The sequence below is a fragment of the Pseudomonas sp. LAMO17WK12:I10 genome (assembly GCF_900215185.1).
Lineage (GTDB): Bacteria > Pseudomonadota > Gammaproteobacteria > Pseudomonadales > Pseudomonadaceae > Aquipseudomonas > Aquipseudomonas chlororaphis.
The window spans coordinates 243,657-269,698 of record NZ_OBDX01000001.1 but is presented as its reverse complement, the minus strand read 5'-3'; the positions used below and the strand labels follow the sequence as shown (position 1 = coordinate 269,698).

The window sequence follows — 26,042 nt, the reverse complement described above, 5'->3', positions numbered from 1 at the left end:
AATTGGCAGACACCTTAGTAGCGTTAAACGCACGGCTACCAAGTTTGATATGGCTTATTAAGTCAGGGATGGCTCTGAACTACAGAGTTCACACCAAAGGAACTAAACAATGACAAGCAAAGACCATTAAAATTCTTCTAGACACCCGCAGATGTTCATCATGGGTGCAGCCCTCGCATTGACGCTGGTGTTGCCTGCCCATGCAGCCATTGACGATTCAAACGGCGCTCCATCCGTGACGGTAGGCGGCGGAGTTGCCGTTGGCCCGTTGTACCAAGGCTCTTCACACTACGCCGCGTTCCCGTCGCTGAAACTGAAGGCGCTCTTACCTACCCAGGACTGGGGCACCTTTACCGCGGCCTTCCCGGACGGGCTGCGTTGGGACTTGCCGGGGCTGGCTCCTTTCGGAGTGGCCTTGTTGATCGGTTATGACCCGGGACGCAAGGAACGCATTCATACCCTGGACGGCCGTGATGACTACCTGCGGGGCATGGGCAACCTGGACAGCACCGCCCTGGTCGGGGCGGAAGCGTACTGGATCCTGCCGGCCGGCCGCCTGTTCGTGCGCGGCCTGCAATCGAGCCAGAACCGTCATTACGGTGGCGAAAGCCTGGGGCGCACGGCGTACCTGGAAGCCGGGGTCGCCACGGCATACCCACTGTCTTCGAGCTTGACCCTGGACTCGACGCTGTACGGCACCTGGAGCAATGAGAACGACATGATGGCGCGCTTCGGCGTCACGGCCCAGCAAGCCGCGCGCACCCGGTTCGATGAATACCGCCCGGGTGGCGGGATGCGCGACGTGACCTTGAAGCTGGGCCTCACCTGGCAATGGCAGCCACAGCTGGCACTGGAAGGCGGCATCAAGACCTACGCCCTGGTCGCCGACGCCCGCGACAGCCCGCTGACGGGTGAGAAGGTCGGTGCCGGTGCCTATCTGAACGCTCTATACCGGTTTTGATAAACCGGTAACACCGGCGCCATCCGATACAGATAAGGGAATGATCGATGAAAAAACTACCTAAGCAGTTGGGGATGACCGTGTCCCTGGCCGGCCTATTCGGCTCGGGACTGCTGCTCGCCGAAGATGCCGCCACCCAGGTCACGGACCCTCACTTCAAGCTGGCTCCAGGCTATCTGGACCCGGCTGACTTGCCAGTGCGCCTGGCGCTGCTCGGTGCCCCGCCCAAACCAGACTCCGCGGCGCTGGCGCGGGATGAGGAAGCACGGCGTGCGGCGCTGGCGCTGCGTGGCACCGTTCGGGAGAAACTCGCGGCAGCGGATGCGGCGCTGTCATTCCCCGGCCCGGCGAAAACATTCTCCTGCGCGCTGGGCACGCCGATCACCGAGAAAAGTACACCGCATCTTTACACCTTGATGCAGCGCACCCTGACCGATGCGGGCGGCTCCACCTACGCCGGGAAGAATGCCTACAACCGTACCCGTCCTTTCGTGGTGCATAACCAAAGCACGTGCCGCAAAGACATGGAGCCACTGCTGCGCACGGATGGTTCCTGGCCATCCGGCCACTCTGCCGCGGGCTGGGCCTGGAGCCTGGTATTGGCTGAAATCAATCCGGCACGCGCCACCGAATTGATGACCCGTGGCCTGTCATACGGCCAGAGCCGGGTCATCTGCGATGCGCACTGGCAGAGCGACGTGGATGCAGGCCGCATCATGGGGGCCGCCACGGTGGCGAGCCTGCATGGCAATCCGGCGTTCCTGGCGGACCTGGCGGCCGCGAAGGAGGAGGTCAAGGCTGCGCAAAAGGCGGGTCTGAAGCCTACAGAGGACTGTGCGGCCGAGGGCGTGGCGCTCTCGCTGACCCAGCACTGATCGGAGAAACACCATGATGCACAGTGACATCCCACGCTCGCCGTTGCGGTGTAAGCAGGCCCGCCTGGCGCTGCTGGTCAGCGCCTTGACGACCGCGGGCTCCAGTCTGCCGATGGTGGCCATGGCGGCAGACGCTGATGGCTGGCAGTTCAATGGCGGGCCTTACCTGTGGGGCGCCGGTATCCGTGGGCACGTGGGCCACCGCAGCACCGGGACCCAGTTTATAAAATCCGACTTCTCCGACATCGCGCGTAGCGTCGATATGTCGGTGATGCTGATGGGCGAGGCGCGGCGCGGGCCCTACAGCGTACTCGCCGACCTGATGTACATCGACACCGACACCCGCAACCGTCTACCAGCGGGCGCCCCGGCGTCCAAGCTTGAGGTGGAAAGCAAGACGGCCTCGGGATTCCTGGGGGGCGGATACCAGGTGTGGGGGGATGACGATCATCGGTTGGACGTCGCGGGCGGCGTGCGCGTCTGGTACAGCAGCACCGCCATCACCCTGCACGGCGGGCCCGCCGGCGGCCTGTCTGGGTCCGACAAGGCCACCTGGGCCGACGCCATGGCGGGGCTGCGTGGGCACTATGCCGTGAACGAGCGATTCTGGTTGTCGTCCTGGGGCATGGCGGGCGCCGGCCAGTCGCGGGAAGACTGGGACCTGGCCGCGCTGGCGGGCTGGGAGTTCCTGCCGGGCTTTTCGGTGGTGGCCGGTTACCGGGCCATGGGGGTGAATTATCGCCATGACGGTTTTGTCTACGACATTGTCCAGAAGGGGCCACTGTTGGGGATCAGTGGGCGATTCTGAGGCTTTCATGCCATTACGCTTTTCTCTGGTATCCATCCGCAGTATGTCAAAGGCCAACCTTCGGGTTGGCCTTTGTTGCTTTCCAAGATCAGTTTTTTCGAACATCCCGTTCGATATTTTCTCATATTCACAGAAGCCAATTAGATCGATCATGCGCCACGACTCACGCAGATGCGGGTGAAACAGTGGGATGGATAACTAACCTGATCGCCTCTTTAACAGGCCGTCAGTCAGCTCAAGACACACCTCAAGAGGAAGTACGCATGGCTAAGGTATTGGTTCTTTATCATTCGATGTACGGTCATATCGAAACAATGGCCCAGAGCGTGTCGGAGGGTGCCCGGAGCGTTCCCGGGGTTGAAGTCACCCTCAAACGCGTACCCGAGACCATGGACCCGGAAGCCTTCAAGGCTGCCCATGGCAAAGTGGATCAGAGCGCTGCGGTTGCCACGCCAGGTGAGCTGGGCGACTACGACGCAATCATCCTGGGTACTCCGACCCGCTTCGGCAATATGTCCGGCCAGATGCGCAATTTCCTCGACCAGACTGGCGGGTTGTGGGCCAAGGGCGGCCTGGTTGGCAAGCTCGCCAGTGTATTCACCTCGACAGGTACCGGCGGCGGCCAGGAGATGACCATTACCTCCACTTGGACCACCCTGGCTCACCACGGCATGATCATCGTGCCCATCGGTTACAGCTCGCCAGCCTTGTTCGATACGTCCAGTGTCGGCGGTGGCACGCCTTATGGCGCATCCACCATTGCCGGTGGTGACGGCTCGCGCCAGCCTGATGCCCGGGAACTGGAGATCGCCCGTCATCAAGGCCAGTACGTGGCCCAGCTGGCGGTCAAACTGAGCAAGTAGGCGCTCGATCTGTAATCGACAGATCCGGAGACAAAACCAAGCCCTCGCAGCCATGCGAGGGCTTGGTTGTTTCTGTCTACGCAACAAGCGACGTCCCCCTCCTCGTCTCTTGGTCATGACCATCAATGCGCGCAACTCGCAACCTCCGGTCGAGCCCAGCCCCATTGTCAGCACTCCCAGCGGCCATTCCCTCCTCAATTGATCGCCACTGAAAACGAACACTCGCCTGGCCGTACGTTTTCAGAACCATCCCCTCAAAGGCATCAGCCCTTGGTAAGTGTCAAAACGTGCCCAGCGGTGACAACTGTTCTCTTGCCGCTTTCAGGAATTGGAAAAACAGTGTTCATCTGAATAGGCGTATTAGAAGAGGGGAAATGGAGGAAAAGTAGGGTCAGACCATCTTATTTTCCTGAGGCATACACCATAGAGAGCCCGATTCAGAAATGTCTCATTTCTTGTGCAATTGCATCCAAACCAGAATGCCGGCTTCAGTCGATATCCGGGCTCACCAATAAAGCCACCGGTATATCTGCAGGCTTTCACACCTATGGGGAAATGGAATGCATCCCAGACCTAACATCACCCTGCATCCTTCTGCACGAGAAACGCTCTCTCGACACAGGTGCAGGGTGCCTTCTCTTGCAGTTGGACTGCTCCTTGCCTACCAACCCGGTACCGCCCTGGCGGACCTCTCCTTCGATGGGAAGAACCGCTTCATCATGACGGGCCAGCGAATGTCCGTAACCCTGGTCAACGACGGCAAGAAGGCCGCCCTGGCGCAAGTTTCGCTGGACTGGGGAGAGAAAGAGTCTGGGCGCAGCCAGACACTGCCCCTGGCGGTCTCCAAACCGTTGCTGAAAATTTCCAGCGGACAGAAAGCCACCGTGGAAATTTTCTACCAGGGAACAGGCCTGCCTACTGACCGCGAATCTTATCTTTTGTTGAGCGTCCTGGACGTGCCTCCGGCCGCCAAGACGCCTCACACCATGACAGTCGCTTTGCGGCACCACTTCAAGCTGCTCTATCGCCCACCGCTGAAGAACACCCTGGACGACGCCATGGCCGGATTGTCCTGGGAAACACAGAAAGCAACCGCAGGCAGGCTCATCGCCGACAACCCTTCCCCCTACTACCTGACCCTCAACGATATCGAAGCCACAGGCCCGAATGGCCAGCCCTGTGGCCAGCCGATCGAGCACCTGATGCTCCCGCCGTTCTCGACACAGCCCATCGACATACCGGCCTGCCAACCTGCCAGCCTGCGTTATCAGATCGTCAGTGACGCAGGCAACCTGCGCCCCTACGGGGCAACACTATCCGCCAACCAAAAAAGCCACGGCTCGGCTCAATTTTGAGGCCAATGGACGAGACATGATGAAAAAAATTTACCAACTGGTTTCCCTGGCCCTGCTACTGCTTCTTACTCAGAAGAGTTATGCCTTGGCCTGCAAAAAAGATGGCACCCTGGCCTCCGATGCGATCATGATCTTCACCAGCATTGCGGTGCCCAATACCCTGCCAAAGGATACCGTGCTCTGGCGCTCCGATAACTACAGCATCAGCATGACCTGCTGGCAGGACAACTACGGGTATGGCAAAGAATACGTTTACTTTTATTTAAGCCCTCGCGACCCAGGCCTCACTCAATTGGGACCCGACCTGGAGGTGGGTATCCACCTGAACGGAACCGACCTGCGCTGTACGCAATTGCCGGGATGCCGGATACAACTCCCCATCGTTTTCGAAGGCTGTTACGCGACCTCCGGTTGCAAGGACAAAGCTCAAACCTTCCCATTGAACTTCAACTTCTTTATCTCCAAAAAAAGCTCGCCCAGCCCAGGCAAGGAGGGAAGCCTGACAGGCGTCCCGGTTTATCCAGCGTTCCAGTTGGATGGAGCGGGCGGTATGAACAGCAACCCTGATAGCAACTTTGTCATGGTACTGGCTGGCTTGGACAGAATGCGCTATATCTCCTGCTCATCGGCCCTGTCTGTCTCCCCCAAGACCGTCGACTTTGGCAGTATCGCTGCCGCCTCGGCGCAAGCCGACAAGGTGATCAAGGAAGTCCCGTTCAGCATCACCGCCCTCAAGACCTGCAACAGCGTCTACGGGCTGAACGCACGGCTCACTCCGGTCGGCGCTACCGCGGCGGACGGCTACACCCTGGTGCCGAACAACAACAGCTCCGTGGGCATCAGCCTGCTCAAGCAACCGAGCCGCAGTGCCATACCCTTCAACAAAGAGTTCACCTTGGTGGAGAGCAGCCGTGACCAGATGGTGGTGAATAACTTCCTGGCTCAGTTGAAATGGCTAACCAGCAAGGCGATTCTCGGGCCATTCAACGCCACCGCGACGATCGATGTTTTTTATAAATAGCCCCTCCGACCTCTGACATTCGAGCGTTTGAAGAACTTAAGACAAGGGCGCCAATTGGCGTCCTTGTCTTTGCAGGGCGTGGCAGATCAAACGGCCGTCACTCACCCGATTACCCACGCAGATTCAGAATCCGAGCAGAAGGATTCACCCCCCTCAGATTGCCGTATATCCCCGCAGCCCCCGGCCGGCAAGGCGTTGCCGAGGGCGATGCTATACTTTTTTAGCGAGCGATCAGCGTGCGGTGTTATCCAGAGCGGCAGGAAAACGCTCTGGAATTTCAGATAACGACTGCAGAAAAAATGGGGGCCTCTGCGACGATGAAGTAGGAGGTGACTCATGAACCGGCATTTTTACATCAGCGATAATCTCGACGAGCTGGAAACCGTTGAAAGCGAGCTGGAAGCCAGCGGCATCAGTACCGAGCAGATTCATGTGCTCAGCGACCGGGATGCGGATGTGGAACAGCATCACCTGCATGATGTGAACTCACTCATGAAGCAGGATGTCGTTCACTCCGGTGAGATTGGCGCGGTCATTGGCCTACCGCTCGCGGCATTGGTACTGCTCGGTGCCTATCTGGCAGGTTGGACCGAGTCCGCGGCAGGCTGGGTGCCGTTCATCTTCCTGGCGATCGTGATCCTGGGCTTCTGTATCTGGGAAGGCGGCTTCTTTGGTATCCAGGTGCCCAATGCCCACTTCAGCAATTTGAAAAAGACGGTAAGGGACGGCGAGCACATTTTCTTCGTGGACGTCGAACCCGCTCAGGAGCCGATCCTGGATCAGGTCATCAGCCATCACCCGCAACTGCAGGTCGCCGGGACCGGCGCAGCAGCGCCTCACTGGATAGTGGCCTGGCTGCAGAAATGGCATCAGTTCAAGCGCACGATATAGGACGCCGCGGCGCTTGAACGCCGGAGGCGGAAGCCGGTCATTGCCCGAGGAAAATCCCCCGGGTAGAAAACACGTAGTCCGCCTCGGCGGCCATCAGGCCAACCAGTACCAGCAGGCACAACGGCGGGACGAGTATGGCGTAGACCATCGCCAGGCGCTCCCAGGCCATGTGCATGAAGATGGAAACGATCAGGCCGGCCTTCAACAACATGAGGACCAGGATTAGCGACCACCTGAAATAGCCCTGGAAGTGAAAGTAGTCGACCAGGTAGGACAGGGTACTGAGTACGAACAGCAGCCCCCAGATCTTCAGGTACAGGCTCAGTGGATGCTGTTGACCTTGTGCATGTGCCATCGCCGGTACTCCTCTGCGGGCTCACCATAAGTAGAAGAAAGCGAAGATAAATACCCACACCAGATCCACGAAGTGCCAGTACAACCCGGCGATCTCGACGATCTGATAGTTGCCGGAGCGCTCGTAGTCCCCGCGCAACACCTTGAAGGCGACGATGCACAGGTAGATGACGCCGACCGATACATGCAGCCCGTGGAAACCGGTAATCATGAAAAAACTGGCGCCGAATTGCGCCGCGCCCATGGGGTTCGACCAGGGGCGCACGCCTTCGGCGATGAGCTTGCTCCACTCGAACGCCTGCATGCTGACGAAGGTCGCACCGAAGGCCGCGGTCGCCAGCATCAGGGCCGCGCATTTGCCGCGCACACGGCGATAGGCGAAGTTCACGGCCATGGCCATGGTGCCGCTGCTGCTGATCAGCACGAAGGTCATGATGGCGATCAGGATCAGAGGGATTTCAACGCCGCCGATGGTCAAGGCGAACACTTCGCTGGGGTTCGGCCAGGGGACGGTGGCACTGATGCGCACCGACATGTAGCCGGTCAGGAAGCAGGTGAAGATGAAGGTATCGCTGAGCAGGAAGATCCACATCATCGCCTTGCCCCAGGGCACTCGCTTGAACACATCCTGATCCGAGGCCCAGTCGCTGGCGATGCTCTTCCACCCCGCTACCAGCGTATCGGGTGGGGGTGGGACGGGACTTTCCGGAGGGGTTGCTGAGGGCAATGCCATGGCTTCACCTCAGGCCGCAGAATGCGGCGATGGCTTGATAGGTTTCCGGCGTGCTGGTCAGCAGGAAGAAGAGGACGATCCACAGCCCCAGCAGGTAGTGCCAGTAGATGGCACAGAGCTCCACGCTGGGCGCCAGTCGCGACAGCGGAACGCGTCGCAGGAACCTGGCGCCGACTCTGCCCCAGGCCACCAGGCCTCCCAGCAGGTGCAGCCCGTGTACGCCGGTCAGCAGATAGAAAAAGCTGTTGGCCGGATTGGCGGAGACGAAATAGCCCCAGTCGACGAACTGCTTCCAGACCCAGAGTTGCCCCCCGAGAAAGGCGATCGCGAAAACACCGCCCAGGGCGAAGCCGAGGCTGGCCCCGTTCGACACACCCCGCCGGGCGGCCATTCGCGCCCACTGCAGGCTGATACTGCCCAGCACCAGCAGGAGCGTGTTCAGCCAGAGTTGCCGGGCACTGGCCAGCGGCGCCAACGGCTCGGTCAGCGGCTGCCAGTCCGCCATTTGCGAACGCGCGATGAAGGCCAGCAGGAACAGCAGGAACAGCGAGGTCACCACCACCAGGAACATGCGCAGGCCCACTTTTGCGGCTTTCACCCTGTCCAGGCCTGCCGGTCCCCGAGAGTGCTCGGGGGGCTGGCTCCAACGGCCGCCGGCGCCGGCGCTTTCGGTGTTTTTCAATAGCGGCCCGTTCATGGTCTTTCGCCTGCGATCCTGGCTTCTGCGCTGTGCTGCCTCATCTGCTCCAGCTCCTGGGCAGAAACCGTCTGTGGCACGAAGTCCTGCTCTATCCCGGGCACGCTGTAGTCATAGGCCCAACGGTGCACCACCGGCAGCTCCGGCCCCCAGTTGCCATGGACGGGCGGGGTGTCCGGCGTCTGCCATTCCAGGCTGGCCGCCCCCCATGGGTTCGGGCCCGCCGGCTTGCCTTTGAAGGCACTCCAGGCCAGGTTGAAGAGGAACAGCAGCTGGCATACCCCGACCGTCAGCGCGACAACGGTGATGAACGCATTCAGCTGCTGCGCCGATTGCGGGATGAAGTCGTAGTTCTGCCAGGCGTAATAGCGCCGAGGCATGCCCAGCAGCCCCAGGTAATGCATGGGGAAGTAGATGCAGTAGGTACCGAGGAAAGTTATCCAGAAATGCAGCTTGCCCAGGGTGTCGTTCATCAGGCGCCCGGTGATCTTCGGAAACCAGTGATAGATGGCGCCAAATATCACCAGGATCGGCGCCACCCCCATGACCATATGGAAGTGGGCCACCACGAAGTAGGTGTCCGACAGCGGAATATCCACAATCACGTTGCCGAGAAACAACCCGGTAAGGCCACCGACCAGGAAGGTGACGATAAAGGCCAGGGCGAACAGCATCGGCACCGTCAGGTGGATGTCGCCATGCCACAGGGTCAGCACCCAGTTGTAGACTTTCAGCGCGGTCGGCACGGCGATGATCAAGGTGGTGGCGGCGAAAAAGAAGCCGAAGTACGGGTTCATCCCGCTGACGTACATATGGTGCGCCCAGACCACAAAGCTCAACACGCCGATGGCAATGATGGCCCAGACCATCATGCGGTAACCGAAGATGTTCTTGCGCGCATGGGTGCTGATCAGGTCGGAGACCAGGCCGAACGCCGGCAGGGCGACGATGTAGACCTCCGGATGGCCGAAGAACCAGAACAGGTGCTGGAACAGGATCGGGCTGCCGCCCTGATGCGCGAGCTGCTGCCCCATGGAGATCACCGCCGGCATGAAGAAGCTTGTGCCCAGCAGCCTGTCGAACAGCATCATCACCGCGCTGACGAACAAGGCCGGAAAGGCCAGCAGGGCCAGGATCGAGGCCATGAAGATGCCCCAGACGGACAGCGGCATGCGAAACAGCGTCATGCCGCGCGTACGGGCCTGCAGCACCGTGGTCACGTAGTTCAGCCCGCCCATGGTGGCGGCAACGATGAAGATCGCCAGCGACACCAGCATCAACACGATGCCCCATTCGGTCCCCGGGGTGCCCTGGGTGATCGATTGCGGCGGATAGAGTGTCCAGCCCGCCCCGGTGGGCCCGCCCGGGACGAAGAAGCTGGAAAGCAGCACCAGGACCGAGAGCAGGTAGAACCAGAAGCTCAGCATGTTGACGTAGGGGAAGACCATGTCCCGGGCGCCAATCATCAGCGGAATCAGATAATTGCCGAAGCCGCCCAGGAACAGGGCCGTCAGCAGGTAGATGACCATGATCATGCCGTGCAGGGTCATCGCCTGGTAATAGGTGCTGGCGTCCATGAACTCGAGGCTGCCGGGAAAGCCGATCTGTATGCGCATCAGGCCGGACAGCACCAGGGCGACGAGCCCCACGGAGATCGCCGTCAAGGAATACTGGATGGCGATGACCTTGTGGTCCTGGCTCCAGATATAGCGCGTGAAGAAGCTCTTCGGTTCGTGCAGGACTTCTGTTTCTGCATGCTCGACATAAGCCATCAGGTCATCCTCCGGTAAGTTTCGGAGCATTTCCGGCGAGTTACGGCGACTTGCCCGATTCCACCTTGCCGGCATCCGCGTCGACAGCAGCTTTCGACTTGATGAAGGCGATCAGGGCGTCCAGTTCCTTGTCATTGGGGGTAAAGGTCGGCATCACCGCGGCGTAACCCTTGACGATCGCAGCACCAGGATGGCGCACGGAGTCCTTCAGGTAGCCCTCATCGACCTTGATCTGGGAACCATCGGCCAGGGTTTCCGTCTTGCCGTACAAACCCTGCCAGCCCGGGCCGATACCCTGGCTGCCATCGACACTGTGGCAGGCCAGGCAACCCAGCGATTCGGCCATCCGCTGTCCCTGCGCCGCCAACTCATCCTGTGCGTCTGCAGGGCCTTGCTCGTTCTGCCCCGCGGCACTCAGCGACTTGATGAAAGCCACCACGGCGGCCAGTTCATCCTGACTGAAAGTATAGGCCACCATGACCGGCGGATAGCCCTGGACCAGCCTGGCCTGCGGCTCGAGAATCGACTCCTTGAGGTAGGCTTCGTCGACCTGGACGCGGGTGCCATCGGCCAGCTGCTCCGAGCGGCCGTACAGGTCCTTCCAGCCCGGGCCCAGGCTGGTGCTGCCGTCCTGGCTATGGCAGGCGCGGCAGCCATGGCTTTCCACCAGTTGGCGACCTTTTTCCAGCAGGCTGTCCCGGCTTGGCGTGGCGACATTGGTCAGGGTCTGGGCAAAGGTCGGCTGGCTGGCGAACCATTGGTCGAAAGCGCCCTGCTCCTCGACGACCAGATGGCCGCGCATGTTGTAGTGGCCCAAGCCACAGTACTCGGCGCACAGCACTTCAAACTTGCCGAGCCGGGTCGGGGTGAACCAGAAGTGGGACACCATGCCCGGCACCATATCCATCTTCGCGCGCATCTGCGGAATATAGAAATCGTGCAGTACATCCTTTGCCCGCAGCAGGACTTTTACCGGCCGGTCGATGGGCAGGCGCACTTCATTGTTCATGATCAGCACATCGTCCTGCCCGGCAGGGTCATTGCGATCAAGACCGAAGGGATTGCCGGGATCGATCCATTTGACATCCGCCTTGCCGAGTTTTCCGTCCTGTCCGGGAAAGCGAAACGCCCACTGCCACTGCTGGGCAATCACTTCGAGCTGAGTAGCCTCTTGCGGCACCTGGACAAAATCGTTGTAGACCACAAGGCCAGGCGCGAGCATGCCGATGATGCCCAATGAGGTGAGGATGACCAGCCACCCTTCCAGCTTCCGGCTTTCCGGCTGGTAGTGCGCCCGGGCACCTTCGCGATGACGGAAGCGAATCACGGCGATGGCCATGAACAGCGTGATGGCGATGAAAAAGATGCCGGTGATGACCAGGGTGATCAGCAGCGTGGTGTCTATCGACCCCCAGTTGGAGGCAGCCGGCGTCATGTGCCAGGGAGCAAGCAAGTGAAACAGCACCGAAGCGACAACGACTAGAAGCAGGATGATTGCTATCGCCATTTTCTGGTCTTCCTGTGCCGGTTGTTCTGTGGCCATGCAAACGCAACGTCGCCCAACCGCAGCGCCACACCGATACCTAACCCTCCTCCCAAGCCTGCTGGAACATTGCCTCTATCCCCGGGGCAAATCTTCTGAAAAGTATAGTGCGCCCCGGCGGACGTGCGCCGCCGGGCCACATATAGGACGGGCGGGTCAGGGGCTGTTTTCGACTCAGAAAAAAGCCCTCGCGGCGATGCGAGGGCTTCGTTGTTTCCGGGCCACGCTCTGTCTTGATTTGAATCCTCACCACACCCTTCATGATAAAGCAGCGGGCTGCTGCCTGATCATCAATAGTGGCGCATGCAGCCAAGCTATTTGAGCCACCCCATGTGTTTACCAATCCCCCAAAGAACAAACAGCAGCGTTCCCCCAAAAAGTGCAGCCACGTACGAGAGCGTTATCATTCGACGCAGCGGGCCTGGGAAATTTTTGTAGTCCTCGGCATCCAGATCACCGCCTTTCAGCGAACGCTTGTAGAAGGTCAGCATGCCGCCGACACTGATCAGTATGAAGAAGCGAGTAAAGGGATCTGTCCCCATGACAGAGCGTCGCGACTGGATCCCCCGTGAGTTGCTCAAGCTGCTGAGTATTTCGTTCATCCGGAAATAGGCGAAGTACAGTTGCGTTCCAATGAATAAAAACGCCAATGCAAAACTCGCAATCACAAAGATGAAAAAAACATCTTCAGCATCAAACATCCCTATTCACTCCACTCATACACTTTCTCTCCCGCTCCCTCTCCAAGGCTCTCGCCAACAGCACCTCCGGCAACAGAGCCCAAACCTACCATGACCACGCCACACAGCAAGCCACCAATACCAGTGGCGCTGAGGGCAACACATACAGCACCGCCTATCGGACTACCAACAGCGCCGCCAGCGAGCCTGCCGGAGAATTTCCCACCCTCGATAAACCGAACCTTGCGGCAGTCCTGCTCCCTGCCAATTTGACATGCCTCTCGTACTTTCAGTGCCGAAGCAGATGCCCCAAGCCCAATACCAACCCAGCCCCCGACTTTGATGTATTTGCTGGCCTTGGCTACGCCATTAATGTGGGTCGCATAACCCGGAATATTTCCAGGCACTCCGGCTTTGCTCCAGTGATGGACCAGACTACGACTGGATATCCCTAGGGCATTTTTCAGTTTTGGGTGCTCAGGTATACCTACGCCTTTACGCACAAGCGGGCCCAGGCTGTTATCCAGCTGAGACATCAAACGCTTTCGTTCTGCAAAAAACTCCGGGGTCTGCAACCTGCCGTGTTGCTGGAACGTACGCTGGTGCAACTGCTCCAGTTGCCCCAAGGTGCTTTTCACGTTTTCCAGATGCTTGGAGAACATGACTTCGCCGATGCCGATCGCCCCCGAACCTTCGGTCAAGAATGATTCGATTTCCGCTCGATGACGGACCATAAAGGTCGCCTCATCATCGCTCATCGATCCAAGCACGCTGTTCACCTTATTGGCAGCTTCCATCAGCAATGCTTCTTCTCGGGTGCACTGATGGTTCTTTGGGTCGCTCAAGACAATCAGTTGCCCCGGTTTTGCGTAGCTCGACAGCTGAGGGTTCAAGGTGCGGAACTTGTTAAGCACAGCGGCACTTGGCTGTTCGAACAGGAGCGCTTCAAGCTCTGAGCGAGGGATAACGCTTTGCACAATATGAAACCCAGGCTCGACACCCTGAAGCGTTGTCGGCGCAGCTGACAACGGCTCAGCACTGGTCAACCCGGTCAGTCCTTGACTTGGAATATCCCGAGTGAATTCGCTTTTGTAAGAACCATCGCTGATTGCCTGTGCCCAGGCATGCGTGGCCGCCTGCGCCTTTGCTGCAAACTCAGGAGCGATGGTCACGCTACCTTCCTCGGCAGCTATTACCGTACTTTGAGTGGCGATCAGCCGATTGCTGCCAGGAGGGCATCCGCATTGCACAGCATGGCCATGGGTCGCTACTGCAACACCCTCGACGATAAAAGTCGGATTGCCTTCGGCGATAAACCCCATGCTGTTGCATTGAGGACACCACACCGGATCGCTGATTCTCGCGGCCTTACGGTTCTCCACAACCGTAGTCGTCGACCCTACGAGAACCCGACCTCCCGTCGTGGTCGGGTCTCCCTCCCTGATCACAAAAGTCATGGCTATTTCCTGCAAGCGGAATGAGCCTGAATGCTAACGACCGGGGTATTCAGAAGGATTTAAGGCATTTCTCAAAACACCGGGCGAAATGGCTTCAGCAACCAATCTTTCCTCGGACTCGTAACCCCCCTTTTCCCGAAAGGCCGCCCGCCATGCTCAAATAGCCCCCCCGCTTTTGCCACCTGCCACATCCGATCCGGAGCCGAACATGAAAAACACCTTTGCCCTGACCTTGGCCCTGATGCTCAGCCTGCCGTCGCTCCACGCCCAGGCAGAAGCAGTGGGCGATGCCGAAGCCGGTGGCAAGCTGTTCAAGCGCATCTGCGGCGGCTGCCACAATATCGGGCCTTCGGTGCGCAGCTCTTTCGGGCCGCAGCTCAATGGCATTTTCGGGCGCACCGCGGGGAGCGTGGCGGACTATCACTACTCCGACGCGATGAAGTCCTCCGGCATCGTCTGGACCCGCGACAAGCTGGTGGCTTATCTGGAAGATCCAAAGGCCGTGGTGCCCGGTACGCGGATGATCTTCTGGGGGCTGAGCGATCAGGAGAAGATCGATAATCTGCTGGCTTATCTGCAGAGCTTTCAGGCGCAACAGCCCTGAGTGACCTGACAAATCAAAGCGGCCCCAAATCCTCAACGGGCGCTTCGCGCCCGATCGCAGCCTGGCGGCAGCGGCTACAGGGAACCGCGGTGCTGGACGGGGCAACACCCACAAAAAAGCCCCGAACCAGTCGGGGCTTTTTCTATTGCCGGCCCAGTATCAGGCCGCGATCAGGCGTTTATCAGAACACGTTGATCGGGTAGTCGACGAACACACGCAGTTCGTTACCGCTGTCGTTGTAGCCACTGGATTTCTGCGATACGCGCAGGATCGAGCTACGCACCTTGACGCTCAGGTCCTTGGCCGGGCCGCTCTGGACCACGTACTTGAACTGGTTGAAGATTTCGCGCTCGGTGCCGCCAGTGGTGGTCTGGCCATCGCTGTTGGTGGAGGTGATGTTGTCACCACGTACATAGGCCAGGTTGTAGGTCAGGCCCGGTACGCCGAAGGCGCCGAAGTCCAAGCCGTAGCCCAGCTGCCAGCTGCGTTCGTCTTCGGCGTTGAAGTCAGACCAGTAGGAGTTGGCCAGGTAGATGGTGTTGCCGCCATCGCCCACGCGGTTCTGACCACGCTGATAGCCGCCGTAGGCGTAGCCCAGGTTGCTGTCGCCGGTGCTGCGCTGGTGCGCCAGGGTGAACGAGTGCGGGCCGGTGGCGTAAGTGGCTGCCAGGCTCCAGATCTTGTTGTCCTGGCCGCCCGCGTTGACGTCTTCTGCGTAGGACTTGTCCAGCTTGGTGCGGTAGCCGTTGAAGTCGAAGGTCAGGGACTGATCGGTGGCCAGCGGGAACACGTAGTTCAGGTTCACGTACTGCTTCTTCAGCACGTCTTCGACGTCGGAAGCGTACAGCGAGCCCTTGAACTGTTCGGTGAACTGGTAGCTGCCGCCCAATACGTTGATCGACTTCAGGCCACCGCTGTCACGGCCTTCGGCGCTTTTACGCGATTCGGCAGTGAAACGACCGGCGTTCAGCTCCAGGCCCTTGATCTCTTTGGAGGTGATCAGGGTACCGGTGTAGCTTTCCGGCAGCAGACGACCATTGTCGTAGCTCAGCACCGGCAGGGCCGGCATCTGGTCACCGTAGGTCAGGACGGTGTTGGACAGGCGGAACTTGACCGCGGCGCCGGCCTTGGCCAGGTCGCCAGCCGGAGTTTTGTTGCCGCTTTCGCTGCGTTTGAAGAAGTCGATGCCCTGGCCGCCGCTGTGGCTGCCTTTATCCAGGCGCAGGCCGTACAGGCCGAAGGCATCGACGCCCACGCCCACGGTGCCTTGGGTGAAGCCCGACGAGAAGGTACCGATGGCCGCTTGACCCCACTCGCGCTGGTCATCGTTACCGTTTTTCTTGTCGCGATTGATGTAGGCGTTGCGCAGCAGGATTTTCAGGCTGCTGTCTTCGACAAACCCCTTGGACTCAGCCTGGTCGTTAGCCATAACTTGAGTACTGCTCAGAATCCCCAGTGCGATCAGACCGATCCGCTTGTTCAACATTTTATTTTCCTTATTACGGGTTGATGACGCGCTGTGGTGCTCCTTGGAAACGGCGCTTAAGCGCTCTTTTTTCAGGCCAGAACAAAAAGACCCACCCACGAAAAATCGCGGTGGGCCTTTTATTATTGGAAGGTCATGGCCGTTGGCCACAGGCGTTGGCGCGAATCCTATCCGCGCCCTGAACAGTGTGTCAATTTCAAGAATCGTCTGAAAATAGGCAAAAATCGTCTAAGAACTTAACGATCCTTGATGGCCAGTTGCACGGTATGGCTGTCGACGAACTGTTCGAAGTGCGTGACCTTGCCATCCTTCAACGTCCACAAATGGGCCACACGGGCATTCAGCGGCTTGCCCGTGGCTTTATAGACGCCGCTGTAGTTGCCGTAGGCGAACACCTTGTCGCCCTGGGCCACATAGTTCTCGACGGTGAAGGCAAACCCTTCCCACTCGGTGGCGAGGCGCTTGAAGACATTTTCCAGCACGGCATCGAAACCGACGTAGGTGCCGGCATAGGGAAAACCTGCCGCTTCGGTCCAGCGCGCATCCGCAGCCAGGGCGGCGGCGGTGTTTTTCGCGTTCTCCTGGGAGTTGGCGCCTTCGTAGGTGCTTTTGATCAGTGCCAGGTTATCCATGGGCGACTCCGCAAATTAAGGGGGGGTTCAAAGGGCGCAACCGTTCAGGCCACAGGCCTGCAGGCTAGGTGAAAGCTCGACCTCGGGCGAACCGAAGGCTTCGCTCAGCCAGGCGGCGAACGCCTGCGGCTTGCCCAGCCAGGGGCTGATATCGAGCAGCCTGAACTGACCGTCCTGCTCCAGCACCAAGGTGGGAAAACCCTGGCCACCGACCCGGGCCAACAAGGCACGGCTGGCCTTGATGTGCTCGTTCAGGCTATTCGCCGCGGCGTACTCGAAGGCTTCCTCGAACTCGCCGCGCTCAAAGCCCAGGCCTTCGGCGAGTTCCAACAGAACATCGACATCGGCGATGCGGCGCCCTTCGACGTAGTGAGCCGTCTGCAAGCGCCCGAGCAACTCCAGGCCGCGCCCGGCGAGCGCCTGCGCCGCCAGTACCGCGGCAATCGGCGGGGCCGAATCGAACAGCGCCGAATAGTCGCGCAGCAAACCTTCGAAGTAAGCCTCGCCGAACGGCTGCCCGGTGTATTCGGCAATGCGCCGGTCATGGGGCATGACGTAGTCGCGCAGTTGCGGCGAAACCTGCTGGCAGTTGCGCCCGGTCATCATGCCGCCGCCATGGGCCACCACCGGCAGCACGGCCTGGGCCGCCTGCACCAGCGGTTTGGCGCCGTAGCACCAACCGCACAAAGGATCGTAGATGTAATGAAGGGTCGCTGCCGACATGCAAGGCTCCGGGACAAAGGCCGATAAATTCGATGGCGGCAGACTATGCCTGTGGCCCACGGCGAAAAACGCTGGAATGGCTTTTAGTCTGTTTCGGGAATCGGTCGAATCGGCCGTGTATCCACTGCATTTCAATCAAGACATAAATTGAAACAATCCGCCCGGGGAACTTTTCAAGAATAATTAACGAAAGTAAATAGCAAGCATTACCATTCGCGCCAACTGTTTCCTTTCCCCTTCTGGATGCGTTTTTCCATGCCTGCCCCCTTCCGCCTGACTCCCCTCACCCTTGGCTTTTGCGCCTCGCTGACGGCCGGTTTCACCTGCGCCGCCCCGACCACCCTGCCGGCCACCGCCATCAGCGCAGAAGTCGATGCCGACGACCCACGGGTCAAGGAAGTCAGCACTGCGACCCGCACCGCCACGCCGGTGCGCTACGTGCCGCAAGCCATCGACTCGGTGAAGACCAGCAACGTGCTGGACTACGGCATCAACGACCTGGGCACGGCCTTGAGCGGCATTCCCAACGTCAGCAGCGGCGCCGACACCCGCTTCGACAGCCTGCGCATTCGCGGCTTCGACGCCAGCAACGACTTCTACCTCGACGGCGTCCGTGACGACAGCCAGTACGTGCGCGACCTGCACAACATCGAGCGTATCGAGGTGCTCAAGGGCCCGGCGGCGGTGCTTTACGGCCGTGGCAGCCAGGGCGGGATCGTCAACCGGGTGAGCAAGCTGCCGCAGTTCGGCCGCCACTCCAGCGTCGAAGTCAAAGGCGGCAGCGAAGACCTGCGCAGCCTGTATGCCGACCTCAGCGCCGACCCCAGCGAGAACATCAGCCTGCGCCTGAACATGGGCAACCAGGACAACAACAGCTTCCGCGATGGCGTCAGTGGCAATCGCCAGCTGTTCGCGCCGTCCATGAGCTGGCAACTGACGCCGGACCTGAACTGGCTGGTGCAGTACGAGTACAGCCGCTACAACCGCACGCCGGACCGCGGCATCCCGGGGATCGACGGGCGCCCGGCGGACGTAAGTCGCGACACCACCTACGGCGACCAGCGCGACTACATCGACGACAAGTCCCAGTCGCTGCGCTCCAAGCTCAGCTACGAGCTGAACGACAACTGGCAACTGCGCCATACCCTGAGCCTGTTCAAGCTCAACAGCGATTTCGACAACACCTACCAGACCGGCTACGACAGCCGCACCAAACGGGTGAACCGCCAGCGCTGGCAGCAGGACCTGAACACCCGCAACCTCTACAACAACCTCGAAGTCGAAGGCACCTTCGATACCTTCGGCCTCGAGCACCGGGTGCTGACGGGTGTCGAGCTGGGCAGCCAGCGACGCGATCCGAAGCTCTATACCGCAGCGGCGGTCAGCGCCGGTGGCCAGGCCGTGCCGTCCCTGGACCCGTTCAACCCGGATAAAAACATGCGGCATACCGGGAAAATGGTGGCGTCCAGCTACAACCACAGCGAGGTGGAAAGCCGCGCCGTGTATGTCCAGGACCAGCTGCGCCTGAACGATCAGTGGCAAGTGCTCGCGGGCCTGCGCTACGACAACTTCAACGTCGAGACCCACAACAAACTGCTGGATATCAAGGACGACCGCGACAGCCACAGCACCAGCCCGCGCCTGGGCGTGGTCTGGACTCCGCTGGAGAACCATTCCTTCTACGCCTCCTGGAGCAAAAGCTTCTCCCCCGTCGGCGGTGGCCTGATCGGCATCACCCCCAATGCCAACGGCAACAGCAACGACCTGAGCCCCGAGCGCACCCGGCAGAAGGAAATCGGGGTCAAGAGCGACTGGCTCGACGACCGCTTCAGCACCACGCTCGCGGTCTATGAGCTGGAGCTCTACAACCGTCGCAGCCGCAGTGTGGAAGACCCGAACGTGATCCTGCTGACCGGCCTGCAGCGCTCCCGCGGCGTGGAACTGACCGCCGCCGGCAAGATCGTCGGCAACTGGTCGATCCGCGGCGGCATCGGTCTGCAGGACGCGACGGTGGTCAAGAGCAATAACGGTGACGAAGGCAACCGGGTGAACAACGTGGCCAAGCGCAATGGCAGCCTATTCGTGACCTGGAAGCCGGAAATGGGCTGGTACGCCGAGACCGGCCTAACCCTGGTGGGCGATCGTTATGCCGATAACGCCAACACCGTGATGCTTCCGGGCTACGGCCGCTGGGACGCCCTGGCCGGCTTCCGGCAGAAGGACTGGGACCTGCGGGCCGCGCTGAACAACATCAGCGACCGCACGTATTACTCCTCGGCCACCAGCGCCGGGCAGATCCAGTTCGGCGATCCACGCAGCCTGGTGGTAACCGGCACCTACAGCTTCTAAAAAGCAGCCATGGATATAGCCGCCATCGCCTGAGCGCGGTGGCCGGCCTTGCGTCCGCTGCGCGGCCGATCGCAGCCTTCGGCAGCGGCTACAAAAACCCTCGACCTTGCACCCTGCGCGCTCCCTGTAGCCGCTGGCGCAGCCTGCGATCGACGGCGCAGCCGGCGCAAAACCTGGGTACACCCTTCCTGCTGACGGACCTCGTTGGCAAATTCACGTCCGCTGCGCGGCCGATCGCAGCCTTCGGCAGCGGCTACAAAAACCCTCGACCTTGCGCGCTCCCTGTAGCCGCTGGCGCAGCCTGCGATCGACGGCGCAGCCGGCGCAAAACCCGGCTACACCCTTCCTACTGACGGACCGTGGTGGCAGATTCGCGTCCGCTGCGCGGCCGATCACAGCCTTCGGCAGCGGCTACATTCGCGCAAAAAAAAGCGCTGCCATCCGGGCAGCGCTTTTACCAATCCGTTGTTTGCTTATCCTTCCAACACATCCCACAACGCTTCGAGTTCCGCCTCGCTGAACAAACCAGCAGGGTAACGATCGAGGATCATCCGGCGCGGGTCGGTTTCCCGGACCTGTCGCGTTCCATTGCACTTCAACCATTGCGCCAGAACCTGAAGCGACTCGCTATTTATTGCGGAAGTCCGCTCGCTGACCCTATTCATTTCCAGCGTTCTCTCCCGGTTTGTGAGCGGCTAACTTATCCAAGGTTTATGACAGAACATCGCAGTTCCACCGGCCTCGGATTGACCTCGCGAGAGATACAAGAGCTATGCCAAGACTCCACAATTGCCAGCTTCCGGATCCAAAAAAACCCGCAGTCCATGAGGGCTGCGGGCTTGCCGGGCGACGCCGGATTGGATCCATGTAACCGCCCGTCAATCAGGCGTCATGGGCTGTTACAACAACACTCAAACCTTGTGCGGCGCCGGTTGCTGTTGGGTAAGGCAATGGATATTTCCGCCCCCCAGTAACAACTCGCGACCCGGCACCATCACCACTTCGTGTTGCGGGAACAGGTTCTGCAGGATTTCCTTGGCCTGGGCATCCAGGGGATCGTCGAAACTCGGGGCAATGATGCCGCCGTTGACGATCAGGAAGTTCACATAGGAACCGGCCAGGCGCACCGACGGATTACGCTCCTGGGTGCCATCCACCGGGTCGACGCCCGCGCACTCTTCTTCGGTGGCGTACAGCGGTCCGGGAATCGGCATCTTGTGCACCGTGAACGGGCGCCCCTTGGCGTCGGTGCTGTCTTGCAGCACTTTCAGCGCCGCCTGGCAGCGCGGGTAGTTCGGGTCCTGCGGGTCGTCGGTCCAGGCCAGCAATACTTCGCCCGGGCGCACGTAGCAGCAGAAGTTATCCACATGGCCGTCGGTTTCGTCGTTGTACAGGCCATCCGGCAGCCAGATGACTTTATCCACAGCCAGGTTGGCGCTGAGCACCGCTTCGATCTCGGCACGATTCATGTGCGGGTTGCGATTGCGGTTGAGCAGGCATTCCTCGGTGGTGATCACCGTGCCTTCGCCGTCGACGTGAATCGAGCCGCCTTCGAGCACGAAGCCCTCGGTGCGGTAACGCGGGCTGCGCTCGATCTCGAGGATCTTGCCGCCCACCTGCGAATCACGGTTCCACGGCGCATACAGGCCGCCGTCGAAACCGCCCCAGGCGTTGAAATCCCAGTTCACGCCACGGACTTCGCCCTGGTCGTTGATGACGAAGGTCGGGCCGGTATCGCGGACCCAGGCGTCGTCGCTGGACATCTCCACCAGGCGGATATTCGGCACGTCCAGGCGGGCCCGGGCGTTTTCATACTGGCCCGCGGAGACCGCCACGGTCACCGGTTCGAAGCGGGCGATGGCCTTGGCCACCGCTACGTGCGCGGCTTGTGCCGGCTTGCCGCCCAGGCGCCAGTTGTCCGGGCGCTCGGGCCAGATCATCCAGGTCTGGGTCTGCGTCGCCCACTCGGCTGGCATGTAGAAGCCGTCGGCGCGAGGGGTGCTGTGCAAAGTGGTCATGGGTTCAGGACTCCAGGGAACCGTCGAGGGTTTTGATCGCGCTGTACAGGTTCGGCCGACGGTCGCGGAACGAACCCCAGGCGCTGCGAATGTGTTCCAGCTCGTCGAGGTCGAAACTGTGGACAAGAATACCTTCTTCAGTCTCGTTCAGTTCTTCAACCTTCTCGCCGAACTGGTTGGCGATGAACGACGAGCCATAGAAGGTGATGTCGTAGCCGTCCTGCTCTTCGTTGCCGATGCGGTTGCTGGCGATCAGCGGCATCAGGTTGGCGCCGGCGTGGCCTTGTTGCACGCGCTGCCAATGGTCGCGGGACGAGATGCTCTTGTCGTGGGGCTCGCTGCCGATGGCGGTCGGGTAGAACAGAATCTCTGCGCCTTGCAGGGCCATGCTGCGAGCGCACTCGGGGAACCACTGGTCCCAGCAGATACCCACGCCGATTTTCGCGTAGCGGGTGTTCCACACCTTGAAGCCGGTGTCGCCCGGATTGAAGTAGTACTTCTCGTGATAGCCGGGGCCGTCCGGGATGTGGCTTTTACGATAAATCCCGAGGTTGCTGCCGTCGGCGTCGATGATCGCGATGCTGTTGAAACGCGCCCGCCCGGCCAGTTCATAAAAGCTGATCGGCAGCACCACCTGCAGCTCCTTGGCGACTTTCTGGAAGTGCGCGATGGCCGCATTGCTTTCCACCGGAGTCGCCAGCTGCAGGTAGTCCGGGTTCGGCTTCTGGCAGAAGTACGGGGCCTCGAACAGTTCCTGGATCAGGATGATCTGCGCGCCTTTGGCGGCGGCCTCGCGGACCAGTTTTTCCGCGGTCTCGATATTGGCCTCGAGGTCCCAGGAACAGGCCATCTGGGTTGCGGCGACGGTAACGATACGGCTCATGGATCATCTCCTGGGCAGCACAAAGGACCGAGGGTGGCATCGGTCGATGACAGAAAAAGGGCAAGGCCGAGGCGGTTTGATCATGGCCTGGGCCGAGGCAACTTATATCCGATAAAAATCGACTTTAACAGTGTAAAAAACAAATGATCCAAAAATAAACCTCTATACACATCGATTGTTATCGATATTTATAGAGGTTTAAAGGTGTCAGTACCGACGCTATCGCGAGCAAGCTCGCTCCTGCAGGGCATGCCTTTCTATGTAGGAGCGAGCTTGCTCGCGATCCGGATGCAGGGCATTGGAGTGGGGCCTAGAGCCCCTCGTCCAGCACCTTGGCCAACATGTCGACAAAGAAGTCGACGCTCTGACGCGTGGTGACCATCGGCGGCTTGATCTTGAGAATGTTCAGGTCATCGCCGGTGGGCTGCATGAAGATCCCCAGCTCGCGCAGGCGATCGCACAACAGGGCGGTCTCCTGTGTGGCCGGCTCCAGGGTCTGGCGATCGCGGATCAGCTCCAGGCCCAGGTAGAACCCCGAGCCATGCACCGCGCCCACCAGTGGATAACGCTCGATCAGGGCTTCGAGGCGCTGCTTGAAGTGGCCACCGACCACCTGGGCGTTTTCCCAGAGTTTTTCTTCCTGCATCACGTCCAGCACCGCCATGCCGATCCGGCAACTCACCGGACTGCCGCCGGCCGAGGAGAAGAAATAACCCTCGGCCTCCAGCGCTTCGGCGATCTCCCGGCGGGTGATCACCGCCCCCAGAGGCTGGCCATTGCCCATGCCTTTGGCCATGGTGATGATGTCCGGCACCACGCCCTGCTCTTCGAAGCCCCAGAAGAACTTGCCCATGCGCCCGTAACCGACCTGCACCTCGTCGGCGATGCACACCCCGCCCTGGGCGCGGACCAGCGCATAGACCTGCTTCAGGTAACCCGGCGGCAGGGCGATGCCGCCGGCGTTGCCATACACCGGCTCGCAGATGAAACCGGCCAATTGGCGATTCTGCTCCGCCAGTTTGGCCAGGTTGTGTTCGACGCTGCGCACATAATCCGCGGTGCTGTCCTGGCCGCGGAACTCGCCGCGATAGGTATTGGGCGCGGTCACCGGATGCACCCAGTCCGGGCGACTGCTCAGGGCCTGGGGGTTGTCGGCGATCGAGGTGGACACCGCATCCGCGCCCACCGTCCAGCCGTGATAGGCCTCCAGCACGCTGAGCAGGTCGCGCCCGCCGCTGTAGGCCCAGGCCAGGCGGATCGCCAGATCGTTGGCCTCGCTGCCGCTGTTGACCAGGAACACCCGGTCCATGGAGTCCGGCGCCAGCTCCAGCAAGCGCTCGGAGAACTCGGCAATCGCCGCGTAGTGGAAACGCGAGTTGGTGTTGAGCAGCGACCATTGGCGCGCGGCCTCGGCGGCCATCCGTGGATGTCCGTGGCCGAGCACCGCGACGTTGTTGAGCATGTCCAGGTAGGAACGGCCCTGCATGTCGATCAGGTGGTTGCGCCAGCCGCGCTCGATGCGTGGCGGGTCGACGTAATAGTGCTTCTGCGAACGGGCGAAACTGGCATCGCGGCGCGCCAGCAAAGCGTGCGAGTCGAGCTCCGGCTCGGCGTCGCAGGCCAGGCCCAGCAGCGCCGCCGGCGACGGGCACAGCGCCTGCCATGCCGCGGCCCGCGAGGGTGTGCAGAACAGCGGCGGATCGAGCTGCGCGCCACGGCACAGCTGGACCTTGAGCTCGCCATCCACCGCCCCCAGCACCTGGCCTTTGACCAGCGCCGCGCCGGCATGCACCGAGGGCGTGACGCCCCACAGCCGCACACTCAATTGCGGGCCATCGAGGCGCAACACACCGTCGGCGGCGCGGTGCAGCACCCCGGCAAAAGGCGCTTCGACCGCCGTGCCCGACGGTACTTGCAACTGCACATGCAGCGGGAAGGTGTCCGGCTCGACGGCGCTGTCCGGGCAGGTCCGGGACAGGCGGTACTGCCCATAACGACTGGCCGCCAATCCATGGGCCGCCGCGGCCTGCTGCAACAGCCGGGTATCGATCTCCGGCTGCTCCCAGTTGCCGGCCTCGAAATGCGGGCTGAGCACGCCCAGATCGATCAGGGCGAACTCGCGCCCCACCAGGCCCGGCAGCAAGGGGGCGAAACCTTCGCTGGCGATGGCCGGCAGAGACTGGCCGACCGCCGCGAGGATCGCCGCTTCCATCAACTCGAACGGCACCGAGGTGGCGACACGGAAGATCTCCCATTCGTGGCTCAGGTTGTCACGGCTGTACTGGTTGCCCGGGTCGATGCTCACCTGCTGTTCGCCACTGAGTACCAGCACCGCGGCGCGGGCCACGATCAGCGGCCACAGCGCCAGCAACTCGGCCTGCTGCAGTGGATTGACCGCGTGATAGGCACGGACCGCCGGCAGGATGCAGAACGGATCGCCCTCGGCATGGTGCAGCAGCGCCGCGCAGGTCACCGACAGGTCAGTGATACGCCAGGCGCGGATCAGGTCGCCGAAATCGATCACCCCCTGTACCTGCCAGTGGCGCTGGGCGTCACGCTGCCAGACCACGTTGTCGTCGGTGATGTCCAGGTGGATCGCCTGCACCGGCAACTGCTCGGCCAGGCGCTGCACACGGCGCTCGGCCTGCTCGGCCACTTCGGCGATCAGGCGGCGTTGCTGTTCGTCGGCGATCACCGGCAACAGGTGATTGATCAGGCTATGGGCGTGGCGCGCGTCCCATTGCAGGGTGCGTTCCAGGCCCGGGTGCTGGAAGTCCGCCAGGGCCAGGTCCATCTGCCCGCACAACCGGCCGAAGCCGGCCGCCAGCTCCGGGCCCAGGTGCTTGAGGTGGGTCAGGGGCTGGCCTTCGATGTAGTCGAGCAGGCGCACATGCAGCGCCTGGCCAGCGACCTCCAGGGACAGCAGGTCGGCGCCATTCTTCGCCGGGAGCACCCGGGGTACGTGCAGTTCGGGGTGGCTGCCCAGGTGCTTGAGCGCCGCATGTTGCGCCTGCAGTTCCAGGGCGGCGTAGTCGCCACGGCAGATCTTCAGGACAAAACGCCCCCGGGGACTGTCGAGCCGGTAGTTAAGATCCTGCTGGCTGCCCAACGATTGCAGCGTGCCGCCAAGGCCGTAGTGCACTTCGAGCAGGTCCAGCGCCTGCTGCGGGGTGACTTGCGGACCGGGCAGACTGGCGCGGTGAATCAACGTGGCGAGCAACATGGAACGACCCCTGGAATTATTGTCAGATGCGTATATCGCCACTGCGCCAGGCGTTACGCAACCCCCTGGCCCGGGCAGGCGACAAGGGCTGCACCGCCGCCGGGAAGCTAAACA

At 60.9% G+C, this 26,042-nt stretch carries 23 protein-coding genes; 9 read left to right on the top strand and 14 right to left on the bottom strand.

Annotation, left to right across the window (positions count from 1 at the left end; genetic code table 11):
• The first annotated feature begins 151 nt into the window (after positions 1 to 151).
• The 7 genes from CRO75_RS01100 (at position 152) to CRO75_RS01070 (ending at position 6,774) form a co-directional block, all read left to right on the top strand.
• Positions 152 to 961, top strand: coding sequence for a MipA/OmpV family protein (locus CRO75_RS01100; protein WP_097134196.1), 810 nt, complete (start codon positions 152 to 154; stop codon positions 959 to 961).
• 47 nt (positions 962 to 1,008) lie between these two features.
• Positions 1,009 to 1,836 carry a phosphatase PAP2 family protein gene (locus CRO75_RS01095; RefSeq protein ID WP_097134195.1) on the top strand — a complete coding sequence of 276 codons (828 nt, stop codon included), beginning with the start codon at positions 1,009 to 1,011 and terminating at the stop codon, positions 1,834 to 1,836.
• Between the two features lie 13 nt (positions 1,837 to 1,849).
• Positions 1,850 to 2,644, top strand: coding sequence for a hypothetical protein (locus CRO75_RS01090; protein WP_097134194.1), 795 nt, complete (start codon positions 1,850 to 1,852; stop codon positions 2,642 to 2,644).
• Positions 2,645 to 2,907: 263 nt separating this feature from the next.
• Positions 2,908 to 3,507 (top strand): NAD(P)H:quinone oxidoreductase, encoded by a 600-nt coding sequence (wrbA, locus tag CRO75_RS01085; RefSeq protein ID WP_085533433.1) that lies wholly within the window; start codon positions 2,908 to 2,910, stop codon positions 3,505 to 3,507.
• Positions 3,508 to 4,226: 719 nt separating this feature from the next.
• Positions 4,227 to 4,862, top strand: a complete 636-nt coding sequence (locus CRO75_RS01080; protein WP_239990552.1) for a molecular chaperone — start codon at positions 4,227 to 4,229, stop codon at positions 4,860 to 4,862.
• A gap of 19 nt (positions 4,863 to 4,881) precedes the next feature.
• On the top strand, positions 4,882 to 5,883 hold the full coding sequence (locus tag CRO75_RS01075) for a fimbrial protein (RefSeq protein WP_097134192.1): 1,002 nt from the start codon (positions 4,882 to 4,884) through the stop codon (positions 5,881 to 5,883).
• A gap of 336 nt (positions 5,884 to 6,219) precedes the next feature.
• Positions 6,220 to 6,774 (top strand): hypothetical protein, encoded by a 555-nt coding sequence (locus CRO75_RS01070; protein ID WP_097134191.1) that lies wholly within the window; start codon positions 6,220 to 6,222, stop codon positions 6,772 to 6,774.
• A 37-nt stretch (positions 6,775 to 6,811) separates the two neighbouring features.
• On the opposite strand, the gene CRO75_RS01065 is transcribed toward CRO75_RS01070, so the two are convergent.
• The 7 genes from CRO75_RS01065 to CRO75_RS01035 form a co-directional block, all read right to left on the bottom strand.
• Positions 6,812 to 7,129: a cytochrome C oxidase subunit IV family protein gene (locus CRO75_RS01065; RefSeq protein WP_007922565.1), complete on the bottom strand. Its 318-nt coding sequence runs from the start codon at positions 7,127 to 7,129 to the stop codon at positions 6,812 to 6,814.
• 21 nt (positions 7,130 to 7,150) lie between these two features.
• Entirely contained in the window at positions 7,151 to 7,861 is a 711-nt protein-coding gene (locus CRO75_RS01060) for a heme-copper oxidase subunit III family protein (protein ID WP_097134190.1), read from the bottom strand.
• Between the two features lie 4 nt (positions 7,862 to 7,865).
• Positions 7,866 to 8,558, bottom strand: coding sequence for a cytochrome c oxidase subunit 3 (locus CRO75_RS01055; RefSeq protein ID WP_097134189.1), 693 nt, complete (start codon positions 8,556 to 8,558; stop codon positions 7,866 to 7,868).
• The gene (gene ctaD, locus CRO75_RS01050; RefSeq protein ID WP_092418949.1) at positions 8,555 to 10,330 is read right to left on the bottom strand and encodes a cytochrome c oxidase subunit I; all 1,776 of its coding nucleotides are present in this window, start codon (positions 10,328 to 10,330) and stop codon (positions 8,555 to 8,557) included. Before ctaD ends, CRO75_RS01055 begins: the two co-directional genes overlap by 4 nt.
• 40 nt (positions 10,331 to 10,370) lie before the next feature.
• Positions 10,371 to 11,837, bottom strand: coding sequence for a cytochrome c oxidase subunit II (locus CRO75_RS01045; protein WP_097134188.1), 1,467 nt, complete (start codon positions 11,835 to 11,837; stop codon positions 10,371 to 10,373).
• A gap of 350 nt (positions 11,838 to 12,187) precedes the next feature.
• On the bottom strand, positions 12,188 to 12,574 hold the full coding sequence (locus tag CRO75_RS01040) for a hypothetical protein (protein ID WP_097134187.1): 387 nt from the start codon (positions 12,572 to 12,574) through the stop codon (positions 12,188 to 12,190).
• Positions 12,575 to 12,576: 2 nt separating this feature from the next.
• Positions 12,577 to 14,010, bottom strand: coding sequence for a PAAR domain-containing protein (locus tag CRO75_RS01035; protein WP_097134186.1), 1,434 nt, complete (start codon positions 14,008 to 14,010; stop codon positions 12,577 to 12,579).
• 208 nt (positions 14,011 to 14,218) lie between these two features.
• Here CRO75_RS01035 and CRO75_RS01030 point away from each other — a divergent pair, with 208 nt between their 5' ends.
• Entirely contained in the window at positions 14,219 to 14,614 is a 396-nt protein-coding gene (locus CRO75_RS01030; protein ID WP_062823972.1) for a cytochrome c family protein, read from the top strand.
• A gap of 181 nt (positions 14,615 to 14,795) precedes the next feature.
• Here CRO75_RS01030 and CRO75_RS01025 read toward each other — a convergent pair whose 3' ends face one another.
• The 3 genes from CRO75_RS01025 to CRO75_RS01015 form a co-directional block, all read right to left on the bottom strand.
• Positions 14,796 to 16,100, bottom strand: coding sequence for an OprD family porin (locus CRO75_RS01025; protein WP_097134185.1), 1,305 nt, complete (start codon positions 16,098 to 16,100; stop codon positions 14,796 to 14,798).
• 236 nt (positions 16,101 to 16,336) lie between these two features.
• Positions 16,337 to 16,732, bottom strand: coding sequence for a nuclear transport factor 2 family protein (locus CRO75_RS01020; RefSeq protein ID WP_038582949.1), 396 nt, complete (start codon positions 16,730 to 16,732; stop codon positions 16,337 to 16,339).
• 27 nt (positions 16,733 to 16,759) lie between these two features.
• A complete protein-coding gene (locus tag CRO75_RS01015; RefSeq protein WP_053259286.1) occupies positions 16,760 to 17,455 on the bottom strand; it encodes a DsbA family protein in 696 nt (231 codons plus the stop codon).
• Between the two features lie 255 nt (positions 17,456 to 17,710).
• Here CRO75_RS01015 and CRO75_RS01010 point away from each other — a divergent pair, with 255 nt between their 5' ends.
• The gene (locus CRO75_RS01010) at positions 17,711 to 19,804 is read left to right on the top strand and encodes a TonB-dependent siderophore receptor (RefSeq protein WP_097134184.1); all 2,094 of its coding nucleotides are present in this window, start codon (positions 17,711 to 17,713) and stop codon (positions 19,802 to 19,804) included.
• Between the two features lie 473 nt (positions 19,805 to 20,277).
• Here CRO75_RS01010 and CRO75_RS01005 read toward each other — a convergent pair whose 3' ends face one another.
• From CRO75_RS01005 to CRO75_RS00990, 4 genes are all read right to left on the bottom strand, one after another.
• Complete coding sequence (locus CRO75_RS01005; RefSeq protein WP_009041729.1) at positions 20,278 to 20,469, bottom strand: hypothetical protein; 192 nt, start codon at positions 20,467 to 20,469, stop codon at positions 20,278 to 20,280.
• A 246-nt stretch (positions 20,470 to 20,715) separates the two neighbouring features.
• Positions 20,716 to 21,822, bottom strand: coding sequence for an agmatine deiminase (gene aguA / locus CRO75_RS01000; RefSeq protein WP_009041728.1), 1,107 nt, complete (start codon positions 21,820 to 21,822; stop codon positions 20,716 to 20,718).
• Between the two features lie 4 nt (positions 21,823 to 21,826).
• Entirely contained in the window at positions 21,827 to 22,705 is an 879-nt protein-coding gene (gene aguB / locus CRO75_RS00995) for an N-carbamoylputrescine amidase (RefSeq protein ID WP_009041727.1), read from the bottom strand.
• A 310-nt stretch (positions 22,706 to 23,015) separates the two neighbouring features.
• Positions 23,016 to 25,928 carry an aminotransferase gene (locus CRO75_RS00990; protein ID WP_097134183.1) on the bottom strand — a complete coding sequence of 971 codons (2,913 nt, stop codon included), beginning with the start codon at positions 25,926 to 25,928 and terminating at the stop codon, positions 23,016 to 23,018.
• Positions 25,929 to 26,042: the final 114 nt, after the last annotated feature.